At 69.7% G+C, this 21,799-nt stretch carries 22 protein-coding genes; 21 read left to right on the top strand and 1 reads right to left on the bottom strand.

Annotated elements, in window-relative coordinates; genetic code table 11:
• The first annotated feature begins 42 nt into the window (after positions 1-42).
• The 20 genes from rimP to AB0M48_RS08675 all read left to right on the top strand — a co-directional run bounded on the left by rimP (position 43) and on the right by AB0M48_RS08675 (position 19,944).
• Entirely contained in the window at positions 43-567 is a 525-nt protein-coding gene (gene rimP / locus AB0M48_RS08770; RefSeq protein WP_363837435.1) for a ribosome maturation factor RimP, read from the top strand.
• Complete coding sequence (gene nusA / locus AB0M48_RS08765; RefSeq protein ID WP_363837432.1) at positions 564-1,577, top strand: transcription termination factor NusA; 1,014 nt, start codon at positions 564-566, stop codon at positions 1,575-1,577. Before rimP ends, nusA begins: the two co-directional genes overlap by 4 nt.
• Before the next feature lie 39 nt (positions 1,578-1,616).
• Entirely contained in the window at positions 1,617-1,943 is a 327-nt protein-coding gene (locus AB0M48_RS08760; protein WP_363837429.1) for a YlxR family protein, read from the top strand.
• A gap of 87 nt (positions 1,944-2,030) precedes the next feature.
• Positions 2,031-5,174: a translation initiation factor IF-2 gene (gene infB / locus AB0M48_RS08755; RefSeq protein WP_363837426.1), complete on the top strand. Its 3,144-nt coding sequence runs from the start codon at positions 2,031-2,033 to the stop codon at positions 5,172-5,174.
• Between the two features lie 70 nt (positions 5,175-5,244).
• Positions 5,245-5,541, top strand: coding sequence for a DUF503 domain-containing protein (locus AB0M48_RS08750; RefSeq protein WP_258947864.1), 297 nt, complete (start codon positions 5,245-5,247; stop codon positions 5,539-5,541).
• A gap of 13 nt (positions 5,542-5,554) precedes the next feature.
• Entirely contained in the window at positions 5,555-6,004 is a 450-nt protein-coding gene (rbfA, locus tag AB0M48_RS08745) for a 30S ribosome-binding factor RbfA (RefSeq protein ID WP_090073825.1), read from the top strand.
• A 144-nt stretch (positions 6,005-6,148) separates the two neighbouring features.
• Complete coding sequence (locus AB0M48_RS08740; RefSeq protein WP_363837420.1) at positions 6,149-7,135, top strand: DHH family phosphoesterase; 987 nt, start codon at positions 6,149-6,151, stop codon at positions 7,133-7,135.
• Positions 7,132-8,265, top strand: coding sequence for an ROK family transcriptional regulator (locus AB0M48_RS08735; RefSeq protein WP_363837417.1), 1,134 nt, complete (start codon positions 7,132-7,134; stop codon positions 8,263-8,265). The genes AB0M48_RS08740 and AB0M48_RS08735 overlap by 4 nt, the downstream gene beginning before the upstream one ends.
• A gap of 47 nt (positions 8,266-8,312) precedes the next feature.
• The gene (locus AB0M48_RS08730) at positions 8,313-9,617 is read left to right on the top strand and encodes an MATE family efflux transporter (protein WP_363838338.1); all 1,305 of its coding nucleotides are present in this window, start codon (positions 8,313-8,315) and stop codon (positions 9,615-9,617) included.
• Between the two features lie 97 nt (positions 9,618-9,714).
• Positions 9,715-11,040: an MFS transporter gene (locus AB0M48_RS08725; RefSeq protein WP_363837414.1), complete on the top strand. Its 1,326-nt coding sequence runs from the start codon at positions 9,715-9,717 to the stop codon at positions 11,038-11,040.
• Between the two features lie 11 nt (positions 11,041-11,051).
• Positions 11,052-11,939 (top strand): tRNA pseudouridine(55) synthase TruB, encoded by an 888-nt coding sequence (gene truB, locus AB0M48_RS08720; RefSeq protein WP_363837411.1) that lies wholly within the window; start codon positions 11,052-11,054, stop codon positions 11,937-11,939.
• A 333-nt stretch (positions 11,940-12,272) separates the two neighbouring features.
• A complete protein-coding gene (locus AB0M48_RS08715; RefSeq protein ID WP_363837408.1) occupies positions 12,273-12,554 on the top strand; it encodes a hypothetical protein in 282 nt (93 codons plus the stop codon).
• 4 nt (positions 12,555-12,558) lie between these two features.
• Entirely contained in the window at positions 12,559-13,491 is a 933-nt protein-coding gene (locus AB0M48_RS08710; RefSeq protein ID WP_363837405.1) for a bifunctional riboflavin kinase/FAD synthetase, read from the top strand.
• Positions 13,492-13,575: 84 nt separating this feature from the next.
• A complete protein-coding gene (locus AB0M48_RS08705; protein ID WP_363838334.1) occupies positions 13,576-14,058 on the top strand; it encodes a helix-turn-helix transcriptional regulator in 483 nt (160 codons plus the stop codon).
• The gene (locus AB0M48_RS08700; protein ID WP_363837402.1) at positions 14,055-14,501 is read left to right on the top strand and encodes a hypothetical protein; all 447 of its coding nucleotides are present in this window, start codon (positions 14,055-14,057) and stop codon (positions 14,499-14,501) included. Before AB0M48_RS08705 ends, AB0M48_RS08700 begins: the two co-directional genes overlap by 4 nt.
• 125 nt (positions 14,502-14,626) lie before the next feature.
• Entirely contained in the window at positions 14,627-14,896 is a 270-nt protein-coding gene (rpsO, locus tag AB0M48_RS08695) for a 30S ribosomal protein S15 (RefSeq protein WP_045318466.1), read from the top strand.
• Between the two features lie 233 nt (positions 14,897-15,129).
• The gene (locus tag AB0M48_RS08690) at positions 15,130-17,376 is read left to right on the top strand and encodes a polyribonucleotide nucleotidyltransferase (RefSeq protein WP_363837398.1); all 2,247 of its coding nucleotides are present in this window, start codon (positions 15,130-15,132) and stop codon (positions 17,374-17,376) included.
• Positions 17,373-18,776 carry a pitrilysin family protein gene (locus AB0M48_RS08685; RefSeq protein ID WP_363837395.1) on the top strand — a complete coding sequence of 468 codons (1,404 nt, stop codon included), beginning with the start codon at positions 17,373-17,375 and terminating at the stop codon, positions 18,774-18,776. The genes AB0M48_RS08690 and AB0M48_RS08685 overlap by 4 nt, the downstream gene beginning before the upstream one ends.
• Positions 18,773-19,510 carry a 4-hydroxy-tetrahydrodipicolinate reductase gene (gene dapB / locus AB0M48_RS08680; protein ID WP_363837392.1) on the top strand — a complete coding sequence of 246 codons (738 nt, stop codon included), beginning with the start codon at positions 18,773-18,775 and terminating at the stop codon, positions 19,508-19,510. Before AB0M48_RS08685 ends, dapB begins: the two co-directional genes overlap by 4 nt.
• Entirely contained in the window at positions 19,507-19,944 is a 438-nt protein-coding gene (locus tag AB0M48_RS08675; protein ID WP_363837389.1) for a hypothetical protein, read from the top strand. The genes dapB and AB0M48_RS08675 overlap by 4 nt, the downstream gene beginning before the upstream one ends.
• A gap of 33 nt (positions 19,945-19,977) precedes the next feature.
• On the opposite strand, the gene AB0M48_RS08670 is transcribed toward AB0M48_RS08675, so the two are convergent.
• Positions 19,978-21,183, bottom strand: coding sequence for a crosslink repair DNA glycosylase YcaQ family protein (locus AB0M48_RS08670; protein WP_363838330.1), 1,206 nt, complete (start codon positions 21,181-21,183; stop codon positions 19,978-19,980).
• Positions 21,184-21,253: 70 nt separating this feature from the next.
• On the opposite strand from AB0M48_RS08670, the gene AB0M48_RS08665 reads away from it, so the two are divergent.
• Complete coding sequence (locus AB0M48_RS08665; RefSeq protein ID WP_363837386.1) at positions 21,254-21,796, top strand: GNAT family N-acetyltransferase; 543 nt, start codon at positions 21,254-21,256, stop codon at positions 21,794-21,796.
• The last annotated feature ends 3 nt before the right edge of the window (positions 21,797-21,799 follow it).

Here is a 21,799-nt window from a genome sequence, read left to right as displayed (position 1 = left end):
TCGGCCGGGGTTTTCATGCGTTCGAACTGAAGGAGACACCACGTGTCCAGCCCGCCGCGCGGAGAGCTTTCCGCGCAGCTAGCACCCGTCGTGCGGGAAGCTCTCGAAGCCGCCGGCTTCGACCTCGACGCGCTCGACGTGAATCAGGCTGGGCGCCGCCGTCTGGTCAAAGTGGTCGTGGACGGCGAGGACGGGATCGGGCTCGACGAGGTCGCCGAGGCGAGCCGCGTGGTCTCCGCCGCACTCGACGAGCACGACCACATCATCAACGGGCCGTACACCCTCGAGGTCACCTCGCCGGGTGTCGACCGTCCCCTGACGCGCCCGCGCCACTGGAAGCGCGCTCACCTGCGTCTCGTGAAGATCAAGCAGCCCGATCAGCCCGAGTGGTTCGGCCGGGTCGGCGAGTGCGACGAGACCGGGGTCGAGCTGCTGCACAAGGAAGAGCTGCGACGCGTGGAGTACCGACACATCGAACGCGCGGTCATGGAGATCGAGTTCAAGCAGCCGCCGGTCGAGGAACTGGCTCGGCTCACTCGGAAAGCACCGAAGGAGGAGCCGAGGTGAACGTCGACATCGCCGCCCTGAGGGCGATCGAACGTGAAAAGGACATCCCCTTCGAGACGGTCCTGGAGGCGATCGAGTCAGCACTGCTGACCGCCTACAAGCACACCGAAGGACATGCCACGCATTCGAAGGTGGAGATCGACCGCAAGACCGGTGTCGTGCGCGTGATCGCGCAGGACCTGGCGCCGGACGGTGCGGTCCGGGAGGAGTGGGACGACACTCCCGAAGGCTTCGGCCGCATCGCGGCCACGACGGCGCGCCAGGTCATCCTGCAGCGCCTGCGCGACGCCGAGCACGAGCGCACGTTCGGCGAGTTCGCCGCCAAGGAGGGCGAGATCATCGCGGGAGTCGTCCAGCGCGACGCCCGCGCGAACGCCCGCGGCATGGTCGTCGTGCAGGTGGGCGACACCGAGGGCGTGCTCCCGCCGGCCGAGCAGGTGCCGGGCGAGCAGTACAACCACGGCGAGCGCATCAAGTGCTATGTCGTGAGCGTGTCGCGTGGCGCCCGCGGGCCGCAGATCGCTCTCTCGCGCACCCACCCGAACCTCGTGCGGCGGCTGTTCGCCCTCGAGGTCCCGGAGATCGCGGACGGCACCGTGGAGATCCCCGCGGTGGCACGTGAGGCAGGTCACCGTTCGAAGATCGCGGTGAAATCAACCGTTGCTGGAGTCAACCCCAAGGGCGCCTGCATCGGCCCGATGGGTGCCCGTGTGCGCAACGTCATGCACGAGCTCGGTGGCGAGAAGATCGACATCATCGACCACTCGGACGACCCGGCCACGTTCGTGGGGAATGCCTTGTCCCCGGCCAAGGTTGTGTCCGTACGGGTGCTCGACGAGCGTGCCAAGACGGCGCGCGTCGTGGTGCCGGACTTCCAGCTCTCGCTGGCGATCGGCAAGGAGGGCCAGAACGCCCGCCTGGCCGCCCGTCTGACGGGCTGGCGCATCGACATCCGCAGTGACGCGGAGGCTCCGGCCACCGATGCGGTCACATCCGGTTCGGCTGAATGAGCTCCAGGGGATAGAATTATCAACGGTTCAACGTCGGGAGTGGCTTCCCAGCACATCGGCCCTGTTCGTACGTGTATTGGGTGCCGCACACGGACGTTGCCCTCCGAGCTGCTGCGAGTGGTCGCGGTGGACGGTTCGGTGGTTCCGGACGTCCATCGGCGGCTTCCGGGTCGGGGTGCTTGGTTGCATTTCGATCTCGAATGTCTCCGCAACGCCGAGCGGCGACGGGCGTTCTCACGGGCCCTCAGGGTTCAGGGAGCACTCGACGTCGCTTCGCTGCGCGAGCACTTCGAGCGGCAAGGGAAACAGGTCTCGGGACAGCCCCGCGGCCAGCAGGAAACAAGGAAGCAGGTCGACCCGTCATGAGTCAGCCGTGAAGCTGAAGACATGAACGCGCGACGTTAAGACGAGGTCGATGGGACTTGCCCGCCGGCCTCACGACCTAGGAGACCAGTGGCAGGCAAGGCCCGCGTGCACGAGCTCGCAAAAGAGCTCGGTGTTACGAGCAAGGAAGTTCTCAACAAGCTCGCCGAACAGGGCGAGTACGTGAAGTCCGCGTCCTCGACCGTCGAGGCCCCCGTGGCCCGGCGGCTCCGTGACGCCTACGAAGCCAAGTCCTCGAAGCCGGCTCCCAAGCCGTCCGCTCCGAAGCCGAAGGCACCCGCACCCGCTGCCGCCGCAGCACCCGCCGCACCGGCGGACGCCAAGCCGGCGGCCGACAACAGCAAGCCCGCTGCGCCGAAGGGCATGCCCGGACCTCGTCCGGCCGCCCCGCGCCCGCCGGCCCCGAAGCCCGCTCCGGCAGCTCCTGCCGCGCAGGCTCCGGCTCCCGCGGCGCCCGCACCGGCACCCGTGCAGTCCGAGGCTCCGGCCGCCGCTCCGGCAGCTCCTGCCGCGCAGGCCCCGGCCGCGCCCAAGGCTGCCCCGGCTCCCGGCTCCAAGCCTGGCAGCGGCCCGCGTCCGGGCCCGCGCCCGGCTCCGCAGCAGCAGCCTCAACAGCCCCAGCAGCCCGAGGCCCCGGCCGCGTCCGCTGGTGCACAGCCCCAGGCCGTGGTGCCGCCGCGCACGCAGGCTCCCAAGCCTGCGGGCCCGCGTGCCCCGCGTCCGGGCAACAACCCCTTCGGCGTCGGTGGCGGCAACGCTCCGTCGCCGCGTCCCGGACCTCGTCCCGGCCCGCGGCCCGAGCAGGGCGGCGACCGCCCCGCAGGCGGCGTGAAGCCCGGCGACCCGCGTCCGGCGAACCCCCGTCCGAGCGGTGCGCCCGGTCAGGGTGGTCAGCGCCCGGCTGCCGCGCAGGGTGGCGGTCGTCCCGGCCCCGGCCAGGGCGGTCCCCGTCCCGGTGGCCCCGGTCAGGGCGGTCCTCGTCCGAACCCGGGCAACATGCCCCCGAGGCCGAACCCCGGCATGATGCCGGGCAACCGTCCGGCCGGTAACCGACCTGGTCCCGGCGGTGGCGGCGGTGGCCGTCCCGGTGGTGGCGGCGGTGGCGGCGGTCGTCCCGGTGGGGGCGGCGGCGGTGGCGGCGGCGGCTTCCGCGGAGGCGGCGGCGGCGCTGGTGGCGGCGGTGGCGGCTTCCGTCCCGGCGGTGGCGGCGGCGCAGGTGGCGGTGCCCCTGCCGGCGGCGGCGGTTTCCGCGGTCGTCCCGGTGGTGGCGGCGGCGCTGGTCGCGGCGGTACCGCTGGTGCCTTCGGTCGTCCGGGTGGTCCGGCGCGCCGTGGACGCAAGTCCAAGCGGCAGAAGCGCCAGGAGTACATGGACAACATGCAGGCGCCTTCGGTCGGTGGCGTCCGCCTGCCCAAGGGCAGTGGCGAGACGATCCGCCTGCCGCGCGGTGCCTCGCTGACCGACTTCGCCGACAAGATCAACGCCAACCCGGCGTCGCTCGTGCAGGTGCTCTTCCACCTGGGCGAGATGGTCACGGCGACCCAGTCGGTGTCCGACGAGATCTTGGAGCTGCTCGGCACCGAGATGAACTACGTCGTGCAGGTCGTGTCCCCCGAGGAGGAGGACCGCGAGCTGCTGGAGACGTTCGACATCACCTACGGCGAGGACGCCGGTGACGAGGACGACCTCCAGATCCGTCCGCCGGTCGTGACCGTCATGGGTCACGTCGACCACGGTAAGACGCGACTGCTCGACACCATCCGCAAGGCGAAGGTGGCCGAGGGCGAGGCCGGTGGCATCACGCAGCACATCGGTGCGTACCAGGTGCAGACCGAGCTCGAGGGCAACCCGCGGCTCATCACCTTCATCGACACCCCGGGTCACGAGGCGTTCACCGCCATGCGTGCTCGTGGTGCGAACGCGACCGACATCGCGGTCATCGTCGTCGCCGCTGACGACGGCGTGATGCCGCAGACCGTGGAAGCGATCAACCACGCGCAGGCCGCTCAGGCGCCGATCGTGGTCGCGGTCAACAAGATCGACAAGGAGGGTGCGAACCCCTCCAAGATCCGTCAGCAGCTGACCGAGTACGGACTGGTCGCCGAGGAATATGGCGGCGACACGATGTTCGTCGACATCTCGGCGAAGCAGGGCATCAACATCGACAGCCTGCTCGATGCCATCCTGCTCACCGCCGACGCCTCGCTGGACCTCCGGGCCAACCCGGACATGGAGGCCCAGGGTGTCGCGATCGAGGCGCACCTCGACCGCGGTCGTGGTCCGGTCGCCACCGTCCTCGTCCAGCGCGGATCGCTCCGCGTCGGCTCCTCGATCGTCGCGGGTGACGCGTACGGTCGCGTCCGCCGCATGGTCGACGAGCACGGCGATGACGTCACCGTCGCGACCCCGTCGCGTCCGGTGCAGGTCATCGGTCTGACCTCGGTGCCGCGCGCCGGTGACTCGTTCCTCGTCGTCGACGAGGACCGCGTCGCCCGCCAGATCGCCGAGCGTCGTCAGGCCCGCACCCGCAACGCCGCCAACGCGGCGAAGCGCAAGCGCGTCAGCCTGGAAGACCTGGATGCGGCGCTCAAGGAAACCAGCGCTCTCACCTTGATCATCAAGGGTGACAACTCGGGTACCGTCGAGGCCCTCGAGGACGCGCTCATGAAGATCGAGGTCGGCGACGACGTCGAGCTGCGCGTGATCCACCGCGGTGTCGGTGGCATCACCGAAGGCGACATCAACCTCGCCGTGGCCGGTTCCGCCATCGTCCTGGGCTTCAACGTCCGGGCCGAGGGCAAGGCGACCGAGCTCGCGAACCGCGAAGGTGTGGACGTCCGGTACTACACGGTCATCTACCAGGCGATCGACGAGATCGAGGCGGCCCTCAAGGGTCTCCTCAAGCCGGAGTACGAAGAGGTCCAGCTCGGCCGCGCCGAGGTCCGCGACGTCTTCAAGTCCTCCAAGGTCGGCACGATCGCGGGTTGCATGGTCCTGTCGGGCGAGATCCGTCGCAACGCCAGGGCTCGCCTGCTCCGTGACGGCAAGGTGATCGCGGAGAACCTCCCGATCAGCTCGCTCAAGCGGTTCAAGGACGACGCCACCGAGGTTCGCGAAGGTTTCGAGTGTGGTCTCACGCTCGGCAACTACAGCGACCTCAAGCTGGAAGACATCATCGAGACCTTCGAGATGCGCGAGAAGCCGCGCGCCTAGTCGGTATGTGAGGGGTGCGGAGCCGTTTAACCGGTGGCTCCGCACCCTTTTCTTCTGGAGGATCTTGCCCATGTACGTGGGTGCTCTGGAATTGGACGTGCTTCTGGGTGACGTCCACTCGTTGAAGGAGAAGCGCTCGGTCGTCCGGCCCGTCGTGGCCGAACTGCGCAAGCGCTTCGAGGTCGCTGTTTCCGAGGCCGGTCATCTCGACCTGCATCGGCGCAGCTTGATCGGAGTCGCGGCCGTCGCCGCCGACTTGGAGCACGTCAGGGACGTTCTCGCCGGCTGTGAAAGGCTGGTAGCGGGACGACCTGAACTTGAATTGCTCTCCGCCCGGACGCGATTCGTCGGGCCGGAGGACGACTAGGAAGGGGAGGCTCGTGGCCGACACGGCACGTGCCCGCAAGCTCGCCAAGCGGATCTCGCAGATCGTCGCTTCGGCTTTGGAGCACGAGGTCAAGGATCCGCGGCTGGCTCGGGTCACGATCACCGACACCAAGGTGACCGGGGACCTGCACGACGCGACCATCTACTACACGGTGCTCGGTGAGCGCCTGAACGTGGAGCCCGACTACGTCGGCGCCGCACTGGCCCTGGAGAGCGCCAAGGGTGTGCTCCGGTCCATGGTCGGAGCGCAGACCGGGGTCCGCTTCACGCCCACGCTGACGTTCATGACCGACACCGTGCCGGACGAGGCGCGGAAGATGGAAGAGCTGCTCGCCAAGGCTCAGGCCGCCGATGCCGAAGTGGCTCGGCGGTCTGCGGGGGCGACTCCCGCAGGGGAGGCCGACCCGTACAAGGCGCCTCGTGAGGACGACGACGAGGACTGAGTCCTCAGCGGACTTCACTCAAGACCAAGGCGGACACGGTGATCGTGTCCGCCTTGTGGTTTTCGCCGCCGAAATCGGATGGAAACTGTCTTGTCCGAGGGTGCCGCACAGCACATCGGGACGGTTAACAGCTAACGTCTCCCTGTGGCAGACGACCTGAGCACGACCATTGCCGAGGCCGCGCGGTTACTGGCCGGCGCCCGCGATGTGACCTTGCTGAGTCACATCAACCCCGACGCTGACACGCTCGGGAGTGCTTTGGCGGTGGGGCTCGCGCTGCACCGGCGCGGTGTGGCGGTGCGGGTGGCCTTCGGCGACCCGGAATCCGTGCCCGAGAGCCTGAAGGCGTTGGACACCGCCGGGCTGCTCGTGCATCGCGACGAGGTCCCTGAAGCACCGGAGCTGCTGGTCGTCATGGACACGGGCAGCCTGGAACGGCTCGGGCCGCTGAAGAACCGCGTCGCGAACTGCCGTGGGCCTGTCATCGTCGTCGACCACCACGTGTCGAACACGCGGTACGGGACGTTGCACTGCATCGACGATCGTGCGGAGGCCACGGCTCTCATCGCGCTCAAGCTGCTCGACGAGATGGACGTCGAGGTCGACGAGCCGATCGCGCGCTGCATCTACGCCGGGCTCGTGACCGACACCGGCGGCTTCCGGAAGGCCGGGCCCGAGGCGCATCACACGGCCGCGCGGCTGCTGGAGACCGGAGTGGACGCGTACGCCGTCACGCGGCCGTTGATGGACGCACATCCGTTCGCGTACCTCGGCATGTTGTCGCGTGTGCTGGCCAAGGCGGAGCTTGACCAGCAAGCAGCGCACGGCATGGGACTCGCGCACGCGATCGTGAGCCTTGAGGACGCTCAAGGGGTGCGTAGCGAAGAGGTGGAGAGCGTGATCGACGTCGTGCGCTCTGCCGCCGAGGCCGAGGTCGCGGCCGTGTTGAAGGAACTCAAGCCCGGGTTCTGGTCCGTGTCGCTGCGGGCCGTGAGCAAGGTCGACGTTCGTGAAGTGGCGCAGGTCCTCGGCGGCGGCGGGCACCGGCTGGCGGCCGGGTTCACCTTCGAGGGGCCCGCGGAGCAGGTCGTTGCCGCGCTGAAGGGCGCGTTGGAACGGGTGGGGTCATGACACGGACAGGAAGCCCGCGGCTGCTGCGGGAGATCAACGACCGGGCGGCGATCGAGACGTTGCTGGCCAGCGGGGCGATGACGCGCGCCGAACTGGAAGAGGTCATCGGGCTGTCCAAGCCCGCCACGGCTCAGTTGCTGGCGCGGCTCGAAGAGGACGGCATGGTCGTCCGCACCGGGTTGCGTGGCGGCGGGCGCGGGCCTCGGGCGCAGATGTGGGCCGTGAACGGCGGCGTCGGGTACGTCGCGGCGGTGGCGCTGACGGCCGAGTTGATCGACGTGGCCATCGCGGACATCACAGGGTCGTTGCTGGCCGAGCACAGCGCGCCCATGCCGAAGGAGAACTCGCTCCAGGTCTTCCGCGAGACGGTGCAGAAGACGGCGGTGCTGGCCGGGTTGACGCTCGACGCGTTGTCGCACGTCGTCGTCGGCACGCCGGGCGCGGTCGATCCGGCCACCGGCCACCTCGGGTTCGCACCGCACCTGCCCGGCCTGACGGACGTCGACCTGCCGTCGACGCTGCGCGAGCTGCTCGGCACGTCGGTGTCGATCGAGAACGACATCAACCTCGCCGCCCTGGAGGAGATGAGCTCCGGCAAGGCGGCCGGCGTGCGCAACTTCGTGCTGTTCTGGCCCGCGGACGAGATCGGCTCGGCGGTCGTGGTCAACGGCGTGCTGCTGCGCGGCGTCACGGGCGGTGCGGGCGAGATCGACTCGATGCAGGTGCCCGGCGGGCGCTACGGCGACCAGGTCGACAGCGAGGCCATCGTGGCGCTGGCGGCCGAGCACGGCATCAACGAGTCGTCCGGGCTGGAAGCCGTGGCGCACGCGCTGAACGCCGGGACTGAGGGCCGTGCGTTCCTCACGGCGCTGGCGCATCGGATCGCGCTCGGGCTGGCGAACGTCGTGTGCGTGCTCGACCCCGAACTGGTGCTGCTGTCCGGTGGGGTGGCGCACGCGGGCGGCGAGACGTTGTGCGACCTGGTGGCGGCGGAGCTGCTGAAGCTCGTCGTGCCGCGGACGCCGGTGCACCTCGCGCAGATCACCGCGAACCCGGTGCGGGCGGGCGCTCTGCACTCCGCCCTGGCCGTGGCGCGCGAGCAGGTGTTCGGGCTGCCCCAACGGTCGTGAGTGGCCGCGATCACCGCACGGCGGCGCCCGCGGGCGAATAAGTTCGTCTGGTGGAGGATCGGGTTCCCGCACGGCGGGTGATCGGGCTGGCGGTGCCCGCCCTGGGGGTGCTGGCGGCCGAGCCGTTGTACGTGCTCGTCGACACGGCGGTCGTGGGGCACCTGGGGGCGTTACCGCTCGCTGGGCTGGCTCTCGGCGGTGTGCTGCTCACGCAGGTGTCGACGCAGCTGACGTTCCTCTCGTACGGCACGACGGCACGCACGTCCCGGTTGCACGGGGCTGGGCGGCGTCAGGAGGCCGTCGAGGAGGGCGTGCAGGCGACGTGGCTGGCGCTGGCCGCCGGCGTGCTCGTGGTGGTCCTGGGGCAGTTGTTCGCGCGACCTCTGGCGGAGCTGCTCGCCGGGCCCGGCGCGGTGGCGGACGCGGCGGTGGAGTGGGTGCGCATCGCGTTGTTCGGTGCGCCGTTCATCCTCGTCACGATGGCCGGCAACGGGTGGATGCGCGGTGTTCAGGACACCAGGCGGCCCCTGAAGTACATCCTGATCGGCAACGGCATCAGCGCGGTGCTGTGTCCCGCGCTCGTCTACGGCGCCGGCTGGGGGCTTGAGGGCTCGGCCATCGCGAACGTCGTGGCGCAGCTGCTCTCGGCCGGTCTCTTCTTCAAGGCGTTGTTCGCGGAGCACGTGTCGTTGAAGCCGCATTGGGCGGCCATGCGCGCGCAGCTCGGTATGGGGCGCGATCTGGTGTTGCGGAGCCTGGCGTTCCAGGCGTGCTTCATCAGCGCGGCGTCTGTGGCGGCACGGACGTCCGTCGGGGCGTTGGGTGCGCATCAGGTCGTGTTGCAGCTGTGGACGTTTCTGGCGCTCGTGCTCGACTCGCTGGCGATCGCGGCGCAGTCGCTCGTCGGCGCGGCTTTGGGGGCGTCGAGGCGCCGGGAGGCGGAGAAGCTCGCCTGGCAGATCACGCGGTACGGGCTGGTGTTCGGCATCGGGCTAGGGGTCGTGTTCGCGGCGTTGTACACCGTGCTGCCGCGGGCGTTCACGACGGACGCGGGTGTGCTGGCCGAGATTCCGAACGCGTGGTGGTTCTTCGTTGCGCTGCAACCGATCGCCGGTGTGGTGTTCGCGTTGGACGGCGTGCTGCTGGGCGCCGGTGACGTGAAGTTCATGCGGACGGCGACGCTCGGGTCCGCGGTGATCGGGTTCCTGCCGCTCGTGTGGGCCTCGTACGCGTTCGGGTGGGGGCTCGCCGGCATCTGGACGGGCCTGTCGGCGTTCATGGTGCTGCGGCTGCTGGCCGTGGTGTGGCGCACACGCTCGGGGGAGTGGGCGGTCGAGGGCGCGGTCCGTTAGACCCTGTGGCGGACCTCACGGCATGAAATCGTTACCAAGAAGGTTGTTTAGGCGATGTAACTAATGTCTGCCTACCTCCAGCTTGGGAGAGTGCGCCTTGCCGCCGGTCGATCGCGCCACCCGTTCCTCGTGGCTGATCTGGACCACCGCCGTCTTCGTCTACTTCGCCGCCCTCTTCCACCGCACCACGCTCGGCGTGGCCGGCTTGGAGGCGAGCGAACGCTTCGGGCTCGGACCCGCTCAGCTCGGTGTGTTCACCGTGCTGCAGATCGGTGTCTACGCCCTCATGCAGATCCCCACCGGCCTGCTCGTCGACCGCTACGGGCCACGCCGGGTGCTCACCGTCGCCGCCCTGCTCATGGGCACCGGCCAGGTGCTCTTCGCCATCGCCGACTCGTACGGCCTCGGGCTCGCCGCACGGGCCGTGCTGGGCATGGGCGACGCGATGACGTTCATCAGCGTGATCCGCCTCGTCGCGACGCACTTCCCGCCGCGCCAGTACTCGCTCGTCGTCGCGGTCACGGCCGCGATCGGCGGTGTCGGCAACCTCGTCGCCACGGTGCCGTTGACGCTCATGCTCGGCTCGATCGGGTGGACGTGGGCGTTCCTCATCGCGGGTGGCGTCACCGCGCTCTACTCGGTCGTGGCGTTCCTGCGGGTGCGCGACGTGCCGGCGGGGTTCGTCGCGCCGAAGCCGGAAGCCGTGCCGTTGCGGAAGATCTGGCCGAAGGTGAGGCAGGCGTGGAGCGTGCCCGGCACCCGGCTCGGGTTCTGGGCGCACTTCAGCACCATGTCGACGCCCGCCGTCATCGGTCTGCTGTGGGGGTACCCGTACCTCGTGCAGGCACAGGGGATGTCGCCGCGCGCCGCGTCCTCCACGCTCGGGCTGCTCGTCATCGGCGCGATCGTGGCGAGCCCGATCATCGGCGGGTTGTTCTCGCGCAACCCCGAGTGGCGCATGCCGATCTCGGTCGGGTTCCTGGCGTTCGCGTTCGCCGGCTGGGGCGTGCTGCTGCTGTGGCCGGGCGGGCACGTGCCAGGGCCGGTCATCGCGGTGGTGTTCCTCGTGCTCACCGTGGGCGGGCCGATCTCGGGTGTGGCGTTCGCCCTCGCCCGTGACTACAACCCGTCGCATCGGCAGTCCACGGCCAGTGGCCTGGTCAACGTCGGCGGCTTCCTCGCGGTGACCGTGACCGCGCTGGGCGTCGGTGTGCTGCTGGACCTCTTCGAGGGCGTGCTCAGCCCGCAGACGGCGTTCCGCGTGGCGTTGAGCTTCTGCGTGCTCGTGCTGGTCCTGGGCGGCTGGCGGATGCTCGTGTGGTGGCGTCGCGCGCGTGCCGCGGTGTTCGAGGCGGAGGAGCGCGGGGAGACGGTGCCGGTGCAGATCCGGCGTCGTCGTTGGGACGCTCTGCACGTCGCTTAAGCTTCTGCGCCGTGAAACCCTCTGTTGCACCGGGCCTGGTCGTCGTCGACAAGCCGGACGGCATGACCTCGCACGACGTGGTGGCGCGTGTGCGCAGCATCATGGGCACCCGCAAGGTCGGGCACGCCGGCACGCTGGACCCGATGGCGACCGGCGTCCTCGTGCTCGGCATCGAGCGCGCGACCAAGCTCCTCGGCCACCTCGCCCTCGACAGCAAGGCCTACCTCGCGACGATCGTGCTCGGCGCGTCCACCACCACGGACGACGCCGAGGGCGAGGTCCTGTCCACTGAGGACGCCTCCGGAGTCGCCGACGACGCCATCGCCGCCGAGGTCGCGAAGCTGACCGGCCCGATCCAGCAGGTGCCGTCGTCCGTCTCCGCCGTGAAGATCGACGGCAAGCGCGCTTACGCCCGCGTGCGCGCCGGTGAGGCCGTCGAGATCCCCGCACGGCCGGTGACCGTGCATCGGTTCGACGTGCTGTTCTCGCGCCGTGAGGACAAGACGGTGATGCTCGACGTGATGGTCGAGTGCTCGTCCGGCACCTACGTGCGCGCGCTGGCCCGCGACCTGGGCGCCGCGCTGGGCGTGGGCGGGCACCTGGGCGCGTTGCGGCGCACCAGGGTCGGGCCGTTCGACCTCCGCGTGGCCAAGACCCTGGCGCAGCTGGAGGAGACGCCCGGCCTGTCGCTCGACCTGGACGCCGCTGTCGCCACGGCGTTCCCGCGCCGCGAGATCGACCCGAACGAGGCGTCGGCGCTGTCGCACGGGCAGCGGCTGCGCGCCGGTGGGATCGAGGGCACCTACGGCGTGTTCGGGCCGGACGGGCACGTCATCGCGCTCGTCAAGGACGAGGGCGCGGCCTGCAAACCGGTAGTGGTGCTGAGCCCCGCGGACTAGCTTGCGGTCCATGTCCGCAGTCGACCCCGCGAGATCTGGCCGGACGTACGTCGAAGCGGACCACGTCGTCGAGCTGATCGAGGAGCACGGCCTGACCGTCGCGCCCGCGGCGTGGTCCGAGGCCTTCGCCCTGCGCCTCACCGCCCTGGCACCGATGGGCACGGGAGTGGAGTGGGCCGGGGTCGAGCACCGCGTCGCCGACGCGGCGTTCGTCGCCGAGAACCTCGACCAGCTCTACCGGGTGCTCCCGGCCACCGCTACCTGTGCGGGCTCCGGAACGGGGGAGAGCCGGACTTCCTCAAGGTCATCGCGTACAGCGGCGGCGACCGGCTCGTGTTCGCGGAATGGCCGCACTGGGACGCGGTGTGCCGTGACGTGCAGACGGGCATCGAGCGTGGCGACGACTACGGCGCGCTCACGGACGTTCTCGTCCGGCACGCGCACCAGCTGAGCGACGACGACATGGTCGCCGCACTCACGGTGCTGGTGCTCGAATTGCGCGCGCAGGACCGCGAAGAGGAGGAGGACGGGGTCATGGATCTCCTCGATCTCCTCACCGGGTGGTGCTCCGGTGGCCAGGCGGTGTGGCTGTCCATGCGGCCCGTCGTAGGCTGATCACGTGCAACGCTGGCGCGGACTAGACCACCTTCCCGGCGGCTGGGGCCGCTGCGTCGTGACCATCGGCGTGTTCGACGGTGTCCACAAAGGCCACCAGGCCCTGATCGGGCGTGCCGTCGGACTCGCGGAGCAGCGCGGCCTGCCGAGCGTGCTGATGACCTTCGACCCCCACCCGTCCGAGGTGGTGCGGCCCGGCAGCCACCCCGCGCAGCTCACGACGCTGCGGCGCAGGGCCGAGCTGGTCGAGGAGCTCGGCATCGACCACTTCGTGGTGGTGCCGTTCAGCCTCGAGACCAGCAGGATGCCCGCGGACGAGTTCGTCCACGAGGTGCTCGTCGAGAAGCTGCACGCCGCCGCTGTCGTGGTGGGTGAGAACTTCACCTTCGGGCACAAGGCGGCCGGTAACGTCGCGATGCTGCGTCAGCTGGGGCAGCGGTTCGGATTCGTGACCGAGGGGGCTGATCTGGTGTCCGCAGACGACTTGACGTACTCGTCCACCTACATCCGGGCGTGCATCGACGCCGGCGACGTGAAGGCGGCGGCCGAGGCGCTGGGCCGGCCGCACCGGCTCGAGGGGATCGTCGTCAAGGGCGACGGGCGGGGCAAGGACCTCGGGTTCCCGACCGCCAACCTGTCCACGCCCAAGTTCGCGGCGGTGCCGGCGGACGGCATCTACGCGTGCTGGTTCACCGACGCCAAGGGCAAGACGCTCAAGGCCGCCGTGTCGGTGGGGACCAACCCGACGTTCTCCGGCCGGGAGCGCCGCGTCGAGGCGTTCGTGCTCGACGTGGACGAGGACTACTACGGCCAGCGCGTGGCCGTGGACTTCGTCGAGAGGCTGCGCGAGATGGAGAAGTACGACTCCGTCGAAGCCCTGCTCGAACAAATGCATCGAGATGTAGACCGAACGAGGGAACTGCTGGCGGAGTCGTGACCGTCAGATTGGGCGAAGCGGGCGTCCGTGCGTCCGCGGCCTGGCAGGATGCGGGTCGGAGTGCTGGCTACCGGAGAGGCCAAGGTGGAGGACCACAAGATCGTTCAGCGCAACCTCGCCCTGCAACGGGAGTGGTACGGGGAGCCGCTGGGTGACCGCGTGCGACGGTTGGTCGTGGCCTTCAACGTGTCCCAGGCGCAGCTCGCGGACGTGCTCGGGATCAGCGCGCCGATGCTCAGCCAGGTGATGAGCGGCCGGCGCGCCAAGATCGGCAACCCCTCCGTGCTCGCTCGCATGATCATGCTGGAGCGCAAGGTCCTCACGCCGGACGTCGCGACCGGCGCACCGGAGGCGTTGCAGCGCGCGCTCGACGACGTGCGCGACTCCAAGCCGACGGTGTCGCGCGACTCGTTGCCCGTCAACGGGGACGAGAGCGTCGCGTACCCGGTGCTGCGCCGGGTCGCCGACCGGGTCGAGCTCCAGCAGGCCGCCGACCTCCTGCACGAGGACTTCCCGGCGATCGCCGAACTGTTCCGCCGGGCCATCCGGGCCGCGAACAGCAGGTGAAGTTCTTCACGGCGCTGTACCCGCCCCGGCACGTGGTCGACGAGCTCGACGCGGTGCTGGACCGAAGCCTCGATCTGGAGTGGACCACACCGGAGAAGTGGCACATCACGTTGTGCTTCCACGGTGAAGCCGCAGATGAGGAGCGCTTCAGAGCTCTCGAGGGCCACGAGGTGCCCGAACTGAGGCTGAGGAACTTCGGCGACTTCCGCGGCAAAGTGCTGTGGGCCGGAATAGACGGGAACTTAAATCGGTTGGCAAGAGCAGCGGGTGCGAACGACAATTGGTTCGCGCACCTGACGGTGGCGTACGGGTACAAAGGGCAGGCGATGCCGGAGTTCCTGAGCAGCCCGTGGCAGCCGTCCGAGGCCGTGCTCGTGAGCAGCGCAGACGGCGTGCACACACCCGTTGACCGGGTGGGGTTGCGCACGTCAGCGCGCCGCTGAGCGGTATGCCTGATAGCCTTCGCAGTTGGGTCTGGCTGCGGTCCGTGGCGGCCAGTACCGGCTACCCCGGCCAGCAATTCGGCGGACGGGGCCGCACGGACCTGAACAAGTAGGAGAAGTACCTAGTGGCACTGTCCACGGATCAAAAGAAGTCCATCCTCGGTGAGTACGGTCTGCACGACTCGGACACCGGCTCCACCGAGGCGCAGGTCGCCCTGCTGAGCAAGCGCATCGCTGACCTCACGGAGCACCTGAAGCAGCACAAGCACGACCACCACTCCCGCCGTGGTCTCCTGCTGATGGTCGGCCGTCGCCGCCGTCTGCTGAACTACTTGACCAAGGTGGACATCAACCGCTACCGCGCGCTGATCCAGCGCCTCGGTCTGCGCAGGTGATACTTGCCGAGGGGGAGTGACCGGCCGGTCACTCCCCCTCGGCTTACAACCGGGTGTATACAGACCCCTGGTTGTAAAGAGGACTGAAAAACAGGACCCGCGTCGCGCGAAGCAGTTTCCGCGCCGGTCCTCGGTAGTGGCCTCCTGGTGGAACGCCCCAGGGGACTTCGATCGAAGACCGGCCTCGTCAAAATCGCGTGAGCGGCGTCCAAAAGACGAGGAGTAACAAGTAAATGACGGACATCGAGGTCCACGAGGCGACTGCCGTTATCGACAACGGCAAGTTCGGCTCGCGCTCCATCCGCTTCGAGACCGGGCGCCTCGCGCGTCAGGCCGCCGGCAGCGTGGTGGCGTACCTGGACGACGAGACCATGCTTCTGAGCGCCACGACGGCGTCGAAGCACCCCAAGGAGCACTTCGACTTCTTCCCCCTCACGGTGGACGTCGAGGAGCGCATGTACGCCGCGGGCCGCATCCCCGGCTCGTTCTTCCGGCGTGAGGGCCGTCCGAGCACGGACGCCATCCTCACCTGCCGCCTGATCGACCGTCCGCTGCGCCCGTCCTTCGTGGACGGCCTGCGCAACGAGATCCAGGTCGTCATCACGGTGATGAGCCTGAACCCCAAGGACCTGTACGACGTCGTGGCGATCAACGCCGCGTCCGCGTCGACGCAGCTCGCGGGTCTGCCGTTCTCCGGCCCGATCGGTGGCGTCCGCGTCGCTCTGATCGAGGGCCAGTGGGTGGCGTTCCCGACCTACGAGCAGCTCGAGAAGGCCGTGTTCGACATGGTCGTCGCGGGCCGCGTGGTCGACTCCGGCGACGTCGCGATCATGATGGTCGAGGCCGAGGCCACCGACAACGTGATCGACATGATCGCCGAGGGTGCCACCGCCCCGACCGAAGAGGTCGTGGCCGCGGGCCTCGAGGCCGCCAAGCCGTTCATCAAGGTCCTCTGCGAGGCCCAGGCGCAGCTCGCCCAGGTCGCCGCGAAGGCCACCGGCGAGTACCCGACGTACCCGGCCTACCAGGCCGACGCGTTCGAGGCCGTCGAGTCCTCCGCTTCCGGCGAGCTGGCGCAGGCGCTGACCATCGCGGGCAAGGCCGAGCGCGAGTCGAAGCTCGACGAGATCAAGGCCGCCACGCTGGAGAAGCTGGCCGAGCAGTTCGAGGGCCGCGAGAAGGAGATCGGCGCGGCGTTCCGCTCGCTGACCAAGAAGCTCGTGCGCCAGCGCATCCTGCGCGACAAGGTCCGCATCGACGGCCGCGGCCTCACGGACATCCGTGACCTCGGCGCCGAGGTCGCCGTGATCCCGAGGACGCACGGTTCGGCGCTGTTCGAGCGCGGCGAGACCCAGATCCTGGGTGTCACCACGCTGAACATGCTGCGCATGGAGCAGCAGATCGACTCGCTGGCTCCCGAGACGCACAAGCGCTACCTGCACCACTACAACTTCCCGCCCTACTCGACCGGTGAGACCGGCCGCGTGGGTTCGCCGAAGCGCCGCGAGATCGGCCACGGCGCGCTGGCCGAGCGGGCGATCATGCCCGTGCTGCCCAAGCGCGAGGAGTTCCCCTACGCGATCCGCCAGGTGTCCGAGGCGCTGAGCTCCAACGGCTCGACGTCCATGGGCTCCGTCTGCGCCTCGACGCTGTCGCTGCTCAACGCGGGTGTCCCGCTGAAGGCGCCGGTCTCCGGCATCGCGATGGGTCTCGTCTCCGACGAGGTCGACGGTGAGACCCGCTACGTGGCGCTGACCGACATCCTCGGTGCCGAGGACGCGTTCGGCGACATGGACTTCAAGGTCGCGGGCACCAAGGAGTTCGTGACGGCGCTGCAGCTCGACACGAAGCTCGACGGCATCCCGTCCGAGGTGCTGGCGGCGGCGCTGGGCCAGGCCCGCGACGCGCGCTACACCATCCTGGAGGTCATGGCCGAGGCCATCTCCGACCCGGACGAGATGAGCGCCTTCGCTCCGCGCGTGACGTCGGTCAAGATCCCGACCGACAAGATCGGCGAGGTCATCGGCCCGAAGGGCAAGATGATCAACTCGATCACCGAGCAGACCGGTGCCGACATCTCCATCGAGGACGACGGCACGATCTACGTCGGTGCGGCGGACGGCCCCTCGGCCGAGGCCGCGATCGGCATGATCAACGCGATCGCGAACCCGCAGCTGCCGAAGGTCGGCGAGCGCTTCCTGGGCACCGTGGTGAAGACGGCCGCGTTCGGCGCGTTCGTGTCGCTGCTGCCCGGCAAGGACGGCCTCGTCCACATCTCGAAGCTGGGCAACGGCAAGCGCATCGCGAAGGTCGAGGACGTCGTCAAGGTCGGCGACAAGCTCCGCGTCGAGATCGCCGACATCGACCAGCGCGGCAAGATCAGCCTCGTCGTCGTGAACGAGGACGACGCCGCGAAGCCGGCTGACGCCCCGGAGGCCGTCGAGGCCACCGAGGCCACCGAGGCGGCTCCCGCGCAGTGAGCACGACTGACAACAACGTGACGGCCGCGGGTGCATCCACCCGCGGCCGTCCGCGTACCGGAACTCCTGGGCACCTCCAGCGGCCGGGCAGCACGCGGGTGCTCGAGAGGTCCACGGGGTCCGAGGTGCGGCGCAGCATGCTGCCCTCGGGCCTGCGGGTCATCACCGAGCGCATCCCGAGCGTGCGGTCCGCCTCGGTCGGGCTGTGGGTGCAGGTCGGGTCCCGTGACGAACGGCCCGAGGTCGCGGGTGCCGCGCACTACCTGGAACACCTGCTGTTCAAGGGAACCGCGCGGCGGACGGCGGCGGCCATCGCGGAGGAGATCGACGCGGTCGGCGGCGAGCTGAACGCGTTCACCGCGAAGGAGCACACCTGCTACTACGCGCACGTCCTGGACGAGGACCTGCCGTTGGCGGTGGACCTGGTGGCGGACGTGGTGTTCGAGGCCCTCTGCGGTCCGCGCGACTTCGAGACCGAACGCGGTGTCGTGCTCGAGGAGATCGCGATGCGCGACGACGACCCCGAGGACCTGCTGCACGACGCGTTCATCGAGGCGTTGTTCGGCGGGCATGCGTTGGGGCGTCCCGTTCTCGGCACCGAGAAGTCCATTCAGGACATGGACCGGGACGCGCTCTACTCCTTCTACAAGAAGCGCTACACGTTGCCGCGCATGGTGTTCTCCGTCGCGGGCAACATCGAGCACACGCAGGTGATGCGCCTGGTGCGCAAGGCCGTCGGCGACCGGCTGTCGCGGGAGGGCAGCGCGGTGGCGCCACGAGCGGGTCGCGCGCGCATCGCCGACGCCCGCAAGCTGGTGCTGCACACCGACGACACCGAGCAGGCGCACCTGATGCTCGGCATGCGCGGTCTCGACCGCCACGACGAGCGCCGCTTCGCGCTGAACGTCCTCAACGCGGCCGTCGGCGGTGGCATGAGCTCCCGGCTGTTCCAGGAGGTGCGTGAGCGGCGAGGCCTGGCGTACCAGGTGTACTCGTCGGTTGGCCTCTACGCGGACACCGGCACGTTCGCCGTCTACGCGGGCTGCCAGCCGGACCGGCTGGGAGAGACCGCCGGCGTCATCCGCGAGGTGCTCGTGGACGTCGCTCGCGGTGGCCTGTCGGACGCGGAAGTGGCGCGCGGCAAGGGCCAGCTGCGCGGTGCGCTCGTCCTGGGCCTGGAGGACACCAGTTCCCGGATGTCGCGCATCGGCAAGTCCGAGCTGAACTACGGCGACCACCTGAGCGTCGAGGCGACGCTGGCGTGCATCGACGCCGTCACGTCCGACGAAGTGGCGCTGCTCGCACGTGAGCTGCTGCGCAGGCCCGTCGCCGCGGCGGTGGTGGGGCCTTACGATCACGCCGACGATCTGCCGGACCAGGTACACGAGGTGATTGCATGATTCGCGTCGGAGTTCTCGGCGCGCGGGGCCGCATGGGTTCCGAGGTGGTCCGCGCGGTCGAGGCCGCGAAGGACATGGAGGTCGTGGCGGCGATCGACGCCGACGACCCGTTGTCCGCGCTCGTCGACGCCGGTGTCCAGGTCGTCGTCGACTTCACGCACCCCGACGTGGTGATGGGGAACCTGGAGTTCTGCATCACCAACGGGATCCACTGCGTGGTCGGCACCTCCGGCTTCGACCAGCCCAAGCTGGACGCGGTCGCGGCGCTGCTCGCGGACCGTCCGGAGGTCGGCGTGCTGGTGGCGCCGAACTTCGGCATCGGCGCCGTCCTGCTGATGCGCTTCTCGGAGATCGCCGCCCGCTACTACGAGTCGGCCGAGATCATCGAGCTGCACCACCCGCGCAAGGCCGACGCGCCCTCGGGCACGGCCGCCCACACCGCGCGCCTGATCGCGGCCGCGCGGGAGGGCATGGACCCGATGCCCGACGCGACCACGCAGGAGGAGGCCGGTGCCCGTGGCGCCGTCGTCGACGGTGTGCGGGTCCACTCGCTGCGGATCTCCGGGATGATCGCGCACCAGGAGGTCGTGTTCGGTGGTGAGAGCGAGACCCTGACCATCCGTCAGGACTCGTTGCACCGCACCTCCTTCATGCCCGGCGTGGTCCTGGGTGTGCGGGAGATCGTCGGTCGCCCCGGTCTCGCCGTCGGCCTCGACAAGTACCTCGACCTGTGAAGGTCCGCATCACCGTCGGGCTGCTGATCGCGGCTCTCGCGGTCTACTTCGTCCTGCTCACCGGCCGGGCTGTGGCTTTGCTGCAGACCGGCGAGGTGGCCGGGATCCTGCTCGGCATCGGTGTGCTGATCCTGCCGCTGCTCGGGGTCTGGCTCGTGTACTCCAACCTGCGGTTCGGGTGGGAGACCGAGAAGATGGCTCGCGAGCTCGATGCGGACGGCCTGCTGCCGGACGTCTCGCACCTGCCTCGCCGGCCTTCCGGCCGGGTGGACCGGGACGCCGCGGACTCGTGGTTCGAGGAGCGGCGGGCCGAGGTCGAGGCGTCGCCAGAGGACTGGCGGGCCTGGTTCCGGCTCGCTTACGCCTACGACGTCGCGGGAGACCGCGGGCGGGCCCGCGAGACGATGCGCAAGGCCATCGAGCTGCACGCGTGAACGAAACCCCGGGGCGCTGCCCCGGGGTTTTCGCTATCCGTTGAGCACGGCCGCGATCAGCTCCGCCGCCAGATCGCCCTTCTGCACCACCAGCACGTCCTCCAGCCCGAGCCAGTCGGCCATGTGCCGCAGCTCCGCGGCGAGCTCGACCGCCACCCGAGGCCGGTCCACACCCTCCTCGGCCCACGCCGACTGCACCCGAAACACCCCGGCGGCGCGGTCGGCCTTGATGTCCACGCGCGCCACGAGCGCACCGTCCAGCAGGAACGGGAACACGTAGTACCCGTGCACCCGGCGAGGCTCCGGGACGTAGATCTCGATGCGGTACCGGAAGCCGAAGATGCGCTCGGTCCGCGCCCGCTCCCAGATCAACGGGTCGAACGGGCACAGCAGGGCACGCCCGACCACCCGGCGCGGGGCCTTCGCCTCGACGTGCCGGTAGCCGACGGCCTTCCAGCCCTCGACCGCCACCGGCTCCAGGACACCGTCCTCCACCAGTGAGGCCACCGCGGCCTGGGAGCGGCGCGGGTCGAGCCGGTAGTAGTCGCGCAGATCGGGTTCGGTCGCCACGCCGAGGGCCACCGCGGAACGCAGGACCAGCTCGCGCGCGCCGGACTCAGCGGTCCACCTCTGGGCCAGGACGTCGGGCGGGATGACCCGCTCGGTCAGGTCGTAGAGGCGCTCGAACGAACGGCGGGTGCCCGTCGTCAGGACGCCCACGCCGAAGAGGACCTCGCAGATGCGCTTGACCTCGGACCAGTCCCACCACGGGCCCTTCGCACGGCCCCGGTCGCCCATGAGGGCCTTCTCCAGGGCTCCCGCACCGATCGGGCCCAGTTCCTTCACGGCGGCGAGCACGTCGTCCACCAGCTGCGGCGAGCGTTCGAGGATCGTCTGGTAGTTCTGCCACCAGCCGCGCTTCTTGGCGCCGGAGTGGAACAACGGCCAGTCCGCCACCGGCACCAGGGAGGCCTCGTGCGCCCACGTCTCCACGAGCATGCGGGGCTTGCGCGCGGAGTGGGTCCAGGCCGCCTCGTCCAGCAGGGAGGGCTCGTAGGAGCCGAGGCGGGAGAACAGCGGCATGTAGTGCGCGCGGACGGCCACGTTCACCGAGTCGATCTGCAGCAGCTGCACGCGGGACAGGACGCGCTGCAGGTGCCTGCGGGTCGCCGCGGACGGCCGCAGGTCGGTGAAGCCCTGGGCGCCCAGCGCGATTCGACGGGCCACGTCCGCACTCATCCTCTGCACGTCGCCGATGGTGCCACGCACCCCTGACAATTCCGCGACACGGCGTCGATAAGCTGCGTTTATGGCCGACGCCGACGTGCACACCGCCACCGCTGCCGATCTTTCGGAGATCGTCCGCATCCACCGGGAGACGTGGCGGCTCGCCTACGCCGAACTGCTGCCGCCCGAAGTCCTCGAAGCGCTCGACACCGACGAGGCCTGGGCACTGGCCGTCCAGAGCGGCGCGGTGCTCAAGGCGACCGAGGGCGAGTGGGTCGTGGGCTTCGTCGTGGCGAGCAAGGCCCCGGACGAGGAAGTCGCCAAAGCGGACGGCTCGCTGCCGGAGGACGCCGCCACCACCGCGCTGCTCAGCGTCCTCGTGGAACCGCGCTGGGGCCGTCGCGGGCACGGCACGCGGCTCGTCGCGGAGGCGGTCCGGCGGCTTCGCGAGACGGGCGCCACGAAGGGGATCGCGTGGGTGCCCGAGGCCGACAAGGCGTCGCGCAACTTCTACGAACGACTGGGCTGGACGGGTGACGGCACGGTGCGCACGCTGGACGCGGGCGGGCGTCCGTTGCGCGAAGTCCGGGTATCCGGTCCGCTCGAGATCCGACTCGCCGACTGAGAT

It is taken from the genome of Lentzea sp. NPDC051208, assembly GCF_040682435.1.
GTDB classification, from domain to species: Bacteria; Actinomycetota; Actinomycetes; order Mycobacteriales; family Pseudonocardiaceae; genus Lentzea; species Lentzea kristufekii.
Note: the sequence above shows the minus strand (reverse complement) of the source record. Positions and strands in the feature narration are given on the sequence as shown.